Source organism: Pantoea sp. B623, assembly GCF_024814475.1.
Taxonomy (GTDB): Bacteria; Pseudomonadota; Gammaproteobacteria; order Enterobacterales; family Enterobacteriaceae; genus Pantoea; species Pantoea ananatis.
This window is the reverse complement of record NZ_JANUXM010000004.1, coordinates 2,714,013-2,726,230: the sequence shown is the minus strand read 5'-3', so window position 1 is coordinate 2,726,230 and position 12,218 is coordinate 2,714,013. Positions and strand designations below refer to the sequence as shown.

General features: G+C 54.4%; 9 protein-coding genes. 6 read left to right on the top strand and 3 right to left on the bottom strand.

Annotated elements, in window-relative coordinates:
• Positions 1-98 precede the first annotated feature (98 nt).
• From iolD to NXS97_RS14380, 4 genes are all read left to right on the top strand, one after another.
• Positions 99-2,039, top strand: coding sequence for a 3D-(3,5/4)-trihydroxycyclohexane-1,2-dione acylhydrolase (decyclizing) (gene iolD, locus NXS97_RS14395; RefSeq protein ID WP_019106369.1), 1,941 nt, complete (start codon positions 99-101; stop codon positions 2,037-2,039).
• A gap of 60 nt (positions 2,040-2,099) precedes the next feature.
• The gene (locus NXS97_RS14390) at positions 2,100-3,110 is read left to right on the top strand and encodes a Gfo/Idh/MocA family protein (RefSeq protein WP_013027573.1); all 1,011 of its coding nucleotides are present in this window, start codon (positions 2,100-2,102) and stop codon (positions 3,108-3,110) included.
• Between the two features lie 25 nt (positions 3,111-3,135).
• Positions 3,136-4,032, top strand: coding sequence for a myo-inosose-2 dehydratase (gene iolE / locus NXS97_RS14385; protein ID WP_013027574.1), 897 nt, complete (start codon positions 3,136-3,138; stop codon positions 4,030-4,032).
• Positions 4,033-4,271: 239 nt separating this feature from the next.
• Positions 4,272-5,123: a MurR/RpiR family transcriptional regulator gene (locus NXS97_RS14380; RefSeq protein WP_013027575.1), complete on the top strand. Its 852-nt coding sequence runs from the start codon at positions 4,272-4,274 to the stop codon at positions 5,121-5,123.
• Positions 5,124-5,670: 547 nt separating this feature from the next.
• Here the strand turns inward: NXS97_RS14380 and iolB are convergent.
• Positions 5,671-6,489: a 5-deoxy-glucuronate isomerase gene (gene iolB, locus NXS97_RS14375; RefSeq protein ID WP_014594813.1), complete on the bottom strand. Its 819-nt coding sequence runs from the start codon at positions 6,487-6,489 to the stop codon at positions 5,671-5,673.
• Between the two features lie 57 nt (positions 6,490-6,546).
• Positions 6,547-8,052 (bottom strand): CoA-acylating methylmalonate-semialdehyde dehydrogenase, encoded by a 1,506-nt coding sequence (locus NXS97_RS14370; protein ID WP_014604821.1) that lies wholly within the window; start codon positions 8,050-8,052, stop codon positions 6,547-6,549.
• Between the two features lie 685 nt (positions 8,053-8,737).
• Between NXS97_RS14370 and NXS97_RS14365 the strand changes: the two genes are divergently transcribed.
• Both NXS97_RS14365 and NXS97_RS14360 read left to right on the top strand, forming a co-directional pair.
• A complete protein-coding gene (locus NXS97_RS14365) occupies positions 8,738-10,117 on the top strand; it encodes a nucleobase:cation symporter-2 family protein (protein WP_026021056.1) in 1,380 nt (459 codons plus the stop codon).
• Between the two features lie 265 nt (positions 10,118-10,382).
• Positions 10,383-11,438: an AI-2E family transporter gene (locus NXS97_RS14360; protein ID WP_013027580.1), complete on the top strand. Its 1,056-nt coding sequence runs from the start codon at positions 10,383-10,385 to the stop codon at positions 11,436-11,438.
• Here the strand turns inward: NXS97_RS14360 and NXS97_RS14355 are convergent.
• Positions 11,427-12,110, bottom strand: a complete 684-nt coding sequence (locus tag NXS97_RS14355; RefSeq protein WP_013027581.1) for a FadR/GntR family transcriptional regulator — start codon at positions 12,108-12,110, stop codon at positions 11,427-11,429. The two genes, NXS97_RS14360 and NXS97_RS14355, sit on opposite strands and share 12 nt — an antisense overlap.
• Between the last annotated feature and the right edge of the window lie 108 nt (positions 12,111-12,218).

The window sequence follows — 12,218 nt, the reverse complement described above, 5'->3', positions numbered from 1 at the left end:
CTCTGACATTTCAGTTATCCCGGTAGCTCTCTCCGTTACGTCACGCCGTTTATACGCGGGGCCGGACGCCGCTACAGCCAGCACGTTGAGGAAAGTTTATGGCCACCATCAAACTGACTACCGCACAGGCATTAGTTAAATTTCTTGATAATCAATACATTGACGTAGACGGGCATGAGACGAAGTTTGTCCATGGCATTTTTGCCATTTTTGGCCATGGCAATGTACTGGGTCTGGGCCAGGCACTGGAACAGGACAGTGGGGATCTGGTGGTATACCAGGGACGCAATGAGCAGGGAATGGCGCACGCTGCAACCGGCTTTGCCAAACAATCCCTGCGGCGTCAGATCATCGCCTGCACCTCTTCTGTTGGCCCGGGTGCGGCCAACATGTTAACGGCGGCGGCCACGGCGACGGCGAACCGAATTCCCCTGCTGCTGCTGCCCGGTGACGTTTTTGCCACCCGACAACCTGACCCGGTGTTGCAACAGATTGAGCAATCCTGGGATCTGAGCATCAGCACCAATGATGCCTTCAGAGCGGTCAGTAAATACTGGGATCGCATCAGCCGCCCTGAACAGTTAATGAGCGCCTGTATTAATGCGATGCGCGTGCTCACCGACCCCGCTGAAACCGGGGCCGTCACGCTCTCTTTACCGCAAGATGTGCAAGGCGAAGCCTGGGATTACCCCGACTATTTCTTCCAGAAACGCGTGCACCGACTGGACCGTCGTCAGCCCACCGTGGCCCAACTTGAAGATGCGCTGAAGCTTATTATCCGCAAACGTAAGCCGCTGATTATCTGCGGCGGTGGCGTCAAATATTCGGGGGCGGGCGAGGCGCTGCAGGCGTTCGCTGAACGGTATCAGATTCCGTTCGCTGAAACGCAGGCCGGAAAAGGGACGCTGCTGTCCGATCATCCGCTCAACGTTGGCGGCGTAGGTGAAACCGGCTGTCTGGCGGCAAACCTGCTGGCAAAAGACGCCGATCTGGTGATTGGGATTGGCACACGCTATACCGATTTTACCACCTCATCGAAATGGATTTTCCGGCATCCGGAAGTGAGCTTTCTTAACATCAACGTCAGCAATTTTGACAGCTACAAACTGGACGGCGTGCAGCTGCTTGCCGATGCGCGTGAAGCCCTGCTGGCGCTCAGTCATGGGCTGGTTTCGCAGCACTACGGCAACGACTGGGGCACGCAGGTTGCCGAGGCGCGGCACCAGTTAGAAGAAGAAAGACAGCGCGTGTATCACGTTACACATAACGATGCTGAATTTGTGCCCGAGATTGCCGACCATCTGGATCGGGACGCCGTCTACGCCGAATTCAATCGCTTGACGCAGTCTCTGCTGACCCAAAGCAGTGTCTTGGGTACCCTCAACCAACATTTGCCTGCCGATGCCGTCATCGTCGGTGCTGCAGGCAGCCTGCCCGGCGACCTGCAACGCGTCTGGCGCACGCGCGGCTATAACGGCTATCACCTCGAATACGGCTATTCCTGTATGGGATATGAAGTGAATGCGGCGTTAGGCGTTAAGCTTGCGGAGCCCCAGCGGGAAGTCTATGCCCTGGTCGGCGACGGCTCTTTTATGATGCTGCATTCCGAGCTGGTGACCTCCATTCAGGAGGGTGCCAAAATCAACGTGGTGCTGCTGGATAACATGAGCAATGGCTGCATTAACAACCTGCAAATGGAGCACGGTATGGACAGCTTCATTACCGAGTTTCGCTTCCGCAATACGGACAGCGGTAAGCTAAACGGCAGCCTGGTGCCGGTAGACTTTGCCGCAATTGCTGCCGGTTATGGGTGCAAGACCTATCGCGTCAGCACGCTGGAACAGCTTAAGGCTGCGCTGGACGATGCGAAAACACAGCAGGTTTCTACGCTGATAGATATTAAAGTACTGCCCAAGACCATGATTCATAAATATTTCAGCTGGTGGCACGTTGGCGTTGCACAAACTGCCCAATCGGCGCGCACGCAGGATGTGGCGGACAAACTGAATGCGCATCTGGCACAGGCCCGCAAATACTGATTTCCGGGCCGTCTGACGGCCCTTGTTTCTTCTCTTCGATTTAACCCTACAGGTGTAATTATGACATTGAAACTTGGTGTGATTGGAACAGGCGCGATTGGTCAGGAACACATTCGCCGCTGCAACAATGTCTTACAAGGGGCAAGAGTGGTCGCGGTATCCGATATCAACGTTGAAGGCGCGCAGGCTGCACTGCAACGGCTGAATAGTGATGCGCAAGTCTGCAAGGATGGCTATGAGGTGATTCAGTCACCTGATGTGGATGCGGTGCTGGTGACCTCATGGGATCCGACGCATGAAGAGTTTACCCTGGCGGCCATCGCGGCGGGTAAGCCGGTGTTCTGTGAAAAACCGCTGGCCATGAGCGCAGAGGGTTGCCGTCGGGTAGTCGAAGCAGAAATTCAGCACGGTAAGCGGCTGGTTCAGGTGGGTTTTATGCGGCCTTACGATGCCGGCTACCGGGCGCTGAAAAAAGTGATTACCGACGGTGAAATCGGCGAGCCGCTCATGCTGCATTGCGCGCATCGCAATCCGACGGTGCCCGAAAATTACAATACGGAAATGGCGATCACCAATACGTTAATTCATGAACTTGACGTACTGCGCTGGCTGACGAGTGACGACTACAAAAGCGTGCAGGTGGTTTTCCCGCGCGTCAGTTCCAAAGCGCGTCCGCATCTGAAAGATCCGCAAATCGTCCTGTTTGAAACGCAAAAAGGGGTGCGCATCGATGTAGAAATTTTTGTTAACTGTACCTACGGCTACGACATTCAGTGTGAGGTAGTGGGTGAAGAAGGCATCGCCAGACTGCCGGAGCCTTCGTCAGTGCAGCTGCGCAAACAGGCCAAACTTTCCAACACCATTTTAGTCGACTGGAAAGACCGCTTTATCGAGGCTTACGACGTCGAACTGCAGGCGTTTATCAACGACGTGAAAGCCGGGCAGTTAACCGGTCCGTCTGCCTGGGATGGTTTTGCCGCCTCCGTCGCCGCTGACGCCTGTATCAAGGCGCAGAAAAGCGGTGCCATTGAACCGATTGAAATGCCCGCTCGTCCGGCATTCTATAACTAAATCTCTCGCCTTTGGAAGGTAAACAATGAACAACGATAACGTAAAGCTGGCGATAGCGCCCATTGGCTGGACAAATGATGATATGCCCGAGCTGGGCAGCGAGAATACCTTTCAGCAAACCGTCAGCGAGATGGCACTGGCGGGCTTCTCAGGGAGTGAAGTGGGTAGCAAATACCCACGCGATCCTGCCATTCTCAAGCCAATGCTCGATATTCGCGGCATTCAGATCTGCAACGCCTGGTTCAGCACATTTTTTGCGCAGGGTGACAAAGATGAGACCCTTGAGGGTTTTACGGCGCACATGAATTTTCTCTATGAAATGGGTGCCCGGGTGATCGGCTGTTCAGAGCAGAGTAAAAGTATTCAGGGCACAGCACGGGCAGTGTTCGATCACAAACCGGTGTTTAACGATGACGAGTGGCAGAGAACGGCGGAAGGCTACAATACGCTTGCCGACCTTGCCGCCGCGAAAGGGATGCGCGTTTGCCTGCACCACCATATGGGCACCGGCATTCAGACGCCCGCGGAAATCGACCGTTTCATGGCGCTCACGCATGACAATGTCGGTTTACTCTATGATACCGGCCACATCTATTATTCTGAAGGCTCACAGGACGTGATGCTGGCAGTGCTGAAAACCCATCTGCCGCGCATTTTCCACGTTCATCTGAAAGACGTGCGGGATGAGATTGTCGCAGAAGTGCGTGACCAGCACCTGTCGTTTCTGGACGGTGTGAAAAAGGGCACATTCACCGTTCCAGGCGACGGCGTGATTGATTTTAAACCGGTTTTCAAAATTCTTGATGACTACGGCTATCAAGGCTGGATGGTGGTTGAGGCTGAACAGGATCCTGCGTTGGCCAATCCGTTCGAGTACGCGGTAAAGGCAAGAAAATATATTCGGGAGAATACCGGACTGTAAGACTGTTATCCGCCCTGAAGAGAATGATCAGGTCTTGTGTAAGGCTGTGCCCTCATCGGATGCAGCCTGTTTTAGTGGCCAGCTCGCCCGCGCGTCGCCCCTGTCGCGGTGAATCTGTGAGTCATTTCATAAACCAATGAAATAAAAGCTGCATACATAACAAAAAAATGAAATTTTCCAACCATCTGATATCATAGCGTTCATTATCCAGCCACGTTTTCCGCAAATGAGCAGATGTCATGAGTAATAATCCCTCCCAACTTTCACTGCTGCAGGACGAGATTCGCCGTCGCTACGAAACGCTGAGCAAGCGTCTGAAGCAGGTGGCTCGTTATATCCTTGATAACAGTAACAGTATTGCTTTTGACACCGTGGCCTCTATTGCGCAGCAGGCCGACGTTCCGCCATCTACGCTGATTCGCTTTGCTAATGCATTTGGCTTCAGCGGTTTCAACGAAATGAAACAGGTTTTTCGTCAGCATCTGATGGAAGAGACCGTCAACTATACAGAACGAGCGCGGCTGTTTCGTCAGACAGCAGCGGACGATGCTGCGAATTCGCCCGAAAGTCCGGCTGAAATTCTCAATGTTTTCACCATGGTCAACAGTCAGGCCCTGCAGCAGCTGGCCATGCAGGTGAGCCCGGACCAGTTAGACAAAACCGTGCAGCTTCTGAACGAAGCCGAAAATGTCTACGTAATCGGCCTGCGGCGGTCGTTTAGCGTTGCCTCCTATCTAGTGTATGCCCTGCGCCATCTGGAACGCCGTGCCTTCCTGATTGACGGGCTGGGCGGCATGTTTACAGAACAGCTTAATCTGGTCACGCCCAAAGATGTGGTGATTGCCATCAGCTGTTCACCCTATGCAAGGGAGGCGGTAGAAGTGGTCGAGTTGGGGGCCAAACGCGGTGCCAGCTTAATCGCGATCACTGACAGCCAGGTCAGCCCACTTGCCGCCTTCAGTGACGTCTGTTTCGTTGTACGCGAAGCCCAGGTTGACGGTTTTCGCTCTCAGGTTGCCTCGCTGTGCCTGGCACAAACGCTGGCCGTATCCCTGGCGCTGGCGAATGCGCAGTCCGGTCAGCTCTCCTGACATGCCGCCAGCTGCGGCGGCTTTGCTTACAGGTCATACCTGAACACATGATACACGCGCCCTCAATAAAGCCGGGAGCATGACGCCGCCGCGCGTCCCGGCGAGAAACGCCCTCTGCAGCAACAAAAAAGCAGCCCTCAGGCTTAATGCTGGTCACTTAGGGGGACCAGCCTTTTTTTATCGGCATATTTCCGGGATCTTATTCGCCGCTCCCGCGGATAACTTGGTTCTCTTCGCCCCGGCAGTATCAGCCATCTCGCCTTTTCATACGGCGTTCTCAGTTCGCCCGGAACCGTGCCCGGGGTAACTCATCAGGAGCCGCGATATCTCACTGATGGCTCTGCTGAAGCTCAGCGGGAATAAGATCAGAGAGCGAACGGGCGCGTTCGGGAGAAGTGGAATGAATGATGCCCAGAGCCTGTGAGAGTTCCATAAAAAAGGGTTCATGATGAACATGACCCCCTTTGATACCTGCCACTGGATCGGTCAACCGGGCCTTAAATGACCCGCATTAGCCCTCAGGCTGCCGTTTTGCTTTCAGCCGTGATTAACGTGACGGATAGCGATCGCTGTTGATCCAGGCATGATCCTGTTCCCAGCTGAATTTCCACAGGCGAACCGGCCCTGCCATAACGTTAAGGTAGTAATTGTTATAGCCAGCCAGGGTTGCTACAGGATGGTAACCGCGCGGTACGGTGACGACATCCCGGTTATAAACAGCCATGCACTCATCCAGAGAACGATCGTCCGTATAAACGCGCTGCATCGCGAAGCCCTGTTCGGGTTCAAAACGGTGGTAATAGGTTTCTTCCAGATAGGTTTCGTTCTCGCTGTTTTCCTGGTCGTGCTTGTGACTCGGATACGAACTGGTATTGCCCTCATCGGTAAACACTTCCACCACCAGCAAGCTATTTGCCGGTTCACTGTCCGGCAGAATGTTGTGCACAAGTCGCTGGTTGTGGCCTTTGCCGCGCCGCTCAACGCCGACATCTTCTGGCGCAATCAGTCGGGCGGGCAGATTGTCGCCCTGCCCCGGTGCCTTGCAGACCGCCAGCTCAAGATCGCTGTCCGCTCTTACCGTCACTGCATCATCATGAGGGACATACACGGAATAAGGCGGCGTACGTTCAAACGGCGACATTCGCTTACCTAACCCCGGAAAGTTTGCATGACGTGTGCTAATCGAGGCCAGGCCTGCCACCAGCACCAGGCAAAGCTCGCTGTCACCGCTGGTCATGTCGAGCGTCTGTCCTTGTTTTAACAGGAAAGACTCGAAACCCACATAGCGCCAGCCCGCACTGTCTGGCGTTACCTGCTGTATGCGCCCCTGCTCATCGGGCTGTTTTACCTTTGAGAGTAATGACATCCGCCGTCTCCTAATCCATCGCCCTTTATCGTCAATACGCTGTCACTCAGCGCCCACTCAACCCAACGTCGGCATACTGAATTCAGAAACCGTTTGCTGGCCGCTCGGCCAACGGACGGTCGCTGTTTTCATGCGCGTATAAAAACGCACGCCGTCCGGACCGTGGACATTCAGTGCGCCAAACACCGAGCGCTTCCAGCCACCAAAACTGTGGAATGCCATTGGCACCGGCACGGGCACGTTGACGCCGACCATTCCGGCTTCGACGTTTTGGACAAATTCACGCGCCGTGTGACCATTACTGGTAAAAATGGCGCTGCCGTTGCCGAATTCGTGACTGTTAACCAGTTTCAGCGCACTGTCGTAATCCGGCGCGCGCATGATGCTCAGCACCGGGCCAAAGATTTCTTCACGCCAGATCACCATCTCTGGGGTTACGTGATCGAATAACGTTCCACCGACATAGTAGCCGTCCTCATAACCTGCAACCTTCTGGTGACGACCATCCACAACCAGCGTTGCCCCTTCCTGCTCGCCGATGTCGATATAACCCAGCACTTTCTTCTGATGGGCGGCCGAAACGACAGGCCCCATTTCATTCTCGTCACTGCCCTTACTCATGCCCGGCCCGACGCGTAATGCTTTAATCAGCGGCGTCAGGCGCGAAATCAGTTTATCGGCGGTGTCATCGCCTACTGCGACCACGACAGGCAACGCCATGCAGCGTTCACCCGCCGAGCCAAATGCGCCCCCCATGATGGCATTGACCGTGGCGTCCAGGTCAGCATCAGGCATGACGATAGCGTGGTTTTTGGCCGCGCCAAATGCCTGCACGCGTTTGCCGTGCGCGCTGGCCGTTTTGTAAATGTGCTCAGCCACACCCGACGAACCCACAAAGCTAACGGCCGCGATACGGGGATCTTTGTAAAGCTGTTCTGCATTCTCATTCGAACTGTGTACCACGTTGAAAACGCCATCCGGCAGGCCCGCTTCTTTCAGTAACTCCGCCATGCGCACGGCGGCAGACGGATCCAGCGCAGGGGGTTTAAGTACAAAGGTGTTGCCGCAGGCCAGGGCAATAGGGAACATCCACAGTGGCACCATGGCGGGGAAATTGAAGGGGGTAATCCCTGCAACCACGCCGACCGGCTGCATGAGCGAGTAGCTGTCTACGCCGCCGCCCACGTTAGGCGAGTTCTCCCCCTTAAGCAGGTGAGGAATGCCGCAGGCGAACTCAATCACCTCAATCCCGCGCGTCAGTTCACCCAACGCATCAGACCAGACTTTGCCGTGCTCGGACACGATCAGCGCCGCCAGCTCATCACGATGCTGTTCCATTAAGGCTTTAAAGTTGAACATCACGCGTGCGCGGCGCAGCGGGGCGGTTTTGGACCAGGCAGGAAAGGCTGCATGCGCCACGTCGATTGCCTGGGCCACTTCGTCTGCGCTGCATTGGGTAAGTTCACGGATCACCTTGCCGGTTGCCGGATCGAACACAGGAATGGTTTCGTTGCTGGCACTGAACGTGGTTTTACCGCCAATAAAATTTCCTACGATAGTCATGATGTTGCCTCTTTGGTATGTACGGTTCCAGCAGGCAAAGCACAAGAAGTGGCATGCTGGCTGGGCAGGAAAAGCCAAAAGCATGCTGAGAAGCTATTACAATGGAATAAATTTTTCAAATAAATATTTTTGAAAAATTACTTTTTAGCGGGGCAGATCGCATTTTTGCATGTCGCTCTGAACGGCTCGCCAGCAATGGCTGTACATGACTTGTCTAGGGGGAAGTTAGTGCCTGTATGCTGTGACGACAAACGCCAGCGTGAAGCCTGCACTGATGCGGTCGTCCCTTCCCGGTCAGGCGTCAAAATAAGCAGGGAGAGACAAAACACCGCCTTCCTTTTAAGTTTCATTAAATCGCATAGTGAAATGAATATTTCTTTTTACGCACCTCTTGCCCTCAGCCTGCCTTTGACAAGGTTCACTCTGCTGGCGCAACGCCCTTAAGCCAAACTGGTGCACGACAGTGGTGCAAAATCCCTCAACCACGGCCATTTTCTGAACCAATAATTTCCTGATTGCAAATCAGGAATCATGTGTTTCACAGCTTACCGCCTTTCCTGCATCGCAGAGTAACGGTCTATCTGTATGATTATTAGCATTATTTATGAGATCCCTCGACACAACGCAAAACCTGGCCTGCTTTATGCAATATCGTCGGACCTCCCTGCACCCGAAAGAGATAATCATGTCTGACCCAAAAAACAGCGGCTTACTGTACGGACTGGACCAGCGAATCCCACCACTCCAGGCTTTCTTCAGCGCTTTACAGCATGTGCTGGCGGGCCTGGTTGGCATTATTACGCCCCCGTTGCTGATCGGCACGGCGCTGGGTCTGGATGCGTGGCTGCCTTATTTGATCAGCATGTCGCTCCTTGCCTCCGGCATCGGGACGTTTCTGCAGTCAAACCGGGTATGGGGCATAGGTGCCGGCATGATATGCATGCAGGGCACCAGTTTTGCCTTTCTTGGTGTGGCCATCTCCGGCGGCCTGTGGGTCAAAGCACAGGGCGGCAGTCCAGAAGACATCATGGCGATGCTGTTTGGCGTCAACTTTGTCGCGGCGCTGGTGCCGGTCATCGTCAGCCGCTTCATCGATACCTTAAAGCGGGTTTTTACGCCGGTGGTGACGGGGAGCGTGATTGCGCTGATTGGTATCAGCCTGATAAAAGTCAGTGTGATTAACTGGTGCGGCGGTGAGAAAGCCCAGGATTTTGCCAGCCTCAGTAACCTGGCGCTGGGTGCGTTAACGCTTGGCGTCATCGTTGTGCTGAGCTGCTCCGGTAACCGCTGGCTACGCCTTTCATCGGTCGTGGCCGGCATCGCAGCAGGCTGTATTGCCGCTGCCCTGAGTGGCAAATTTCAGGTTCACGATCTGGGCGAGAGCGTCTTTCGTTTACCCTCTCTGTTTCCGTTTGGCTTTCACTTCAACAGTACGCTTTTCATTCCGGTGGTGCTGGTCTCTCTGGTCTGCATCATCGAGGCGGTGGGCGATCTTACTGCTAACAGCCTGATTTCCGGTAAATCTATTACCGACAAGACCTTTAGCGCCCGTCTCAAGGGCGGCATTCTGGCAGACGGACTGAGCTGCATGATTGCGGCGATGCTGAGCGCCTTTCCCAACACCACCTTTGCGCAAAATAACGGCGTGATCCAGATGACGGGCGTGGCGAGTCGTTTTGTCGGTCGTTACGTCGGCGTCATTCTTATCCTGCTGGGGCTGTTTCCGCCTTTCAGCGAAGCACTGCGTCAGATTCCCACACCGGTGCTGGGGGGAGCCACAATGGTGATGTTCGGCTGCGTCGTCACGGCGGGGATTCGCATCCTAAGCCAGGCTCCGCTAACGCGCAGGGAAATACTGATTGTCGGTCTGGCGTTTAGTTTCGGGCTGGGAATCGAATCCGTTCCCGCTTCGCTTTCCCATCTGCCGCCCATGTTTGAGAATCTGTTTGGCTCCGCGGCCACCACCGGCGGCCTGGTCGCCATTGTCCTGAATCTTCTCATTCCTGGCGCAGACAAGCCGGCACGTGAAGAAGTAGAAGAGGGCGAATCCGCACAGTCATTATAATCCTGCCACATTCACCCGCGACGCAGTCGTTGCGGGTGACCGCCTGTGCGCTCATGCCCCCTGCCCTTGATGTCTCCGACAGCTTTCTCACTGGATCCGCCCCAGAATCCTTTAACACCCAGACGGCAACACAGCAGGAAATCCGGCTTATTCCGCCATTTATCGGGTAAAAAACTCGCCTGATTTACCGTTTCCCTTAACAAATCAGACCGTTACTTTTCCTTCAACTACACTTTCATCAGTTATTTATGCGTAGAGATACAGAATGAACGCGTTACAGCAGGAAAAAATTGGACAAAATATCTTAATCAAACTCGCGATGCTGGTGATTATCCTTGCCGGGATAAGAGCGGCCTCCGACATTCTGGTCCCGTTACTTCTGGCGGCCTTTTTTGCCATCGTACTGAATCCGTTAGTCACGATACTGATGCGGCGCGGGCTGCGGCGGGGGTTGGCGATTACCCTGGTGATTACGGTGATTTTTATCGTGATTCTGCTGCTGGGAGCCATACTGGCAAGCTCGATGAGTGAGTTTTCCGACCTCTATCCTCAACTGCGCACCATTATGGAAAAGAAAATGGCGGTGGTTCAGCATCTGGCAGCCAGCATCCATCTCAATATCTCAACCGATGCCCTGGTTCAGCGTTTCGACCCAAATACCGTTATGAATCTGGCCAGTGTGGCGCTGAGTGGCTTTTCAGGCGCGATGACCAATACCGTGTTACTGATCCTCACCGTGGTCTTTATGCTGTTTGAGGTGCACCATCTGCCTTATAAAATGCGTAACTCGTTTGTGAACCCCAAAATTCGTATCGCCGGTTTACACAAGGCCTTAAAAGGGGTGACGCATTACCTGGCATTGAAGACGCTAATCAGCCTGATCACCGGCATCGCGGTCTGGCTGACGCTCTACCTGCTGGACGTGAAATTTGCGTTACTGTGGGGCGTGGTGGCCTTTATCCTTAACTTTATTCCCAATATCGGGCCGATTATTGCCGGTATTCCTCCTTTCCTGCAGGCGCTGCTGCTCAACAGCGTGTTTGACGCGGCAATGGTGGCGGCGCTGTTTACTGCCATTCACATGGTTTTCGGCAATATGCTTGAGCCACGCATCATGGGGCGCGGTCTGGGCTTATCAACATTGGTGGTGTTTCTGTCATTGATATTTTGGGGCTGGCTGCTGGGCCCGGTCGGCATGCTGCTGTCCGTTCCTCTGACCAGCATCACTAAAATTTTAATGGAAACTACCCCGGGCGGGAGCCGTCTGGCCATTATGCTGGGAACCGGCCGCCCCAAGCCTTCGCGGCTGTTAACCAAGTAAACGCTGCTGCACATGCTGCAGATGATCTCTCATCGCCGCCTGTGCAGCCTGCTCATCACCGGACGCAATTGCCTCGGCGATGCGCTGATGGTCCGCGTTCATTTCATCTGCAAAGGTATTGTCGGCATAATGACGTTCCAGCCGGCGGAAATGGGCGCTGTCGCGTTTGTTCCACAGATTTTCCATCATTTCCCGCAACAGATCATTGCCGCTCATCTCGCTAATCAGCAGATGAAAGCCTTTATCCTGCTCGATGAAAGCCGCGTCGTTTTCATTAAATGCCTGGAGCGCTGCGCTAAGGGACAGCAGCTGCTGACGCTGGGCCTCACTGCCGTTTCGCGCCGCCATGCCCGCCAGCATGCTCTCATAGGCTTCGCGCGCCTGTAGCAGATCCTGCAGGCTGAAGTTCTCGGTTTCTTTGCCTGCTGAAGGTTGCGGTAAGGTCTGAGCGACAAAAACCCCCGTACCGGTGTGGATGCTGACGTAACCCGTCATCTCCAGCGCTATCAGGGCTTCACGCACCGATGAACGACTGACGCCCAGTTGTCGGGCCAGTTCCCGTTCGGGCGGCAGCGCCCCGCCCGGCACGAAATCGCCGCCATGAATGCCCGCAATGATGGCATTAGCAATTTGCCGATAAAGCCGCTCAGTTTTCAGTACCGCTAACCCCATAACTCTCTCCTGTTGCAGGCCGCCTTTCGGGCATCAGATGATACGTATTTATATTGCTGCGATCCGGATCACGGCCTTAATTTACGCGCTATCTTACTCTTGGTCCAG

What these genes read in the sequence shown, in the direction of transcription:
- iolD (WP_019106369.1), top strand. Translation starts at nt 99, where the DNA reads ATGGCCACCATCAAACTGACTACCGCACAGGCATTAGTTAAATTTCTT.
- NXS97_RS14390 (WP_013027573.1), top strand. Translation starts at nt 2,100, where the DNA reads ATGACATTGAAACTTGGTGTGATTGGAACAGGCGCGATTGGTCAGGAA.
- iolE (WP_013027574.1), top strand. Translation starts at nt 3,136, where the DNA reads ATGAACAACGATAACGTAAAGCTGGCGATAGCGCCCATTGGCTGGACA.
- NXS97_RS14380 (WP_013027575.1), top strand. Translation starts at nt 4,272, where the DNA reads ATGAGTAATAATCCCTCCCAACTTTCACTGCTGCAGGACGAGATTCGC.
- iolB (WP_014594813.1), bottom strand. Translation starts at nt 6,489, where the DNA reads ATGTCATTACTCTCAAAGGTAAAACAGCCCGATGAGCAGGGGCGCATA.
- NXS97_RS14370 (WP_014604821.1), bottom strand. Translation starts at nt 8,052, where the DNA reads ATGACTATCGTAGGAAATTTTATTGGCGGTAAAACCACGTTCAGTGCC.
- NXS97_RS14365 (WP_026021056.1), top strand. Translation starts at nt 8,738, where the DNA reads ATGTCTGACCCAAAAAACAGCGGCTTACTGTACGGACTGGACCAGCGA.
- NXS97_RS14360 (WP_013027580.1), top strand. Translation starts at nt 10,383, where the DNA reads ATGAACGCGTTACAGCAGGAAAAAATTGGACAAAATATCTTAATCAAA.
- NXS97_RS14355 (WP_013027581.1), bottom strand. Translation starts at nt 12,110, where the DNA reads ATGGGGTTAGCGGTACTGAAAACTGAGCGGCTTTATCGGCAAATTGCT.